1 pseudogene is annotated in these 258 nt (G+C 68.6%); it reads right to left on the minus strand.

Annotation, left to right across the window (positions count from 1 at the left end):
• Window positions 1-258, minus strand: a pseudogene (locus SB816_RS33035) (penicillin-binding protein); the annotation flags it as partial.

Genomic DNA, 258 nt, shown 5'->3' on the forward strand with positions numbered 1-258 from the left:
GACGTGATCGAACGGCTCGCTCGTGAAATCGCGACTGCCGACCCACGCGCGAATCTGCCCGTCGCGCGGATCGATGGCGACGAACCCGGCCTGCACGTCGGTCTTGGCCTTGCACAGCGCGCGCATGGAGCCGCGGTCGGCCGCGAGCTGCTTCATCGCGGCCGCGTCGTTCTTGCCGGCGTCCTGCGCCGCCTTGTATTCGGGCGACTCGCGCATGAAGGCGCGAAACACCTCGTTGTCCGTGCCGCAACCGTCGCT

Source organism: Achromobacter sp. SIMBA_011 (assembly GCF_046535435.1).
Taxonomy (GTDB): Bacteria; Pseudomonadota; Gammaproteobacteria; order Burkholderiales; family Burkholderiaceae_B; genus Achromobacter; species Achromobacter dolens.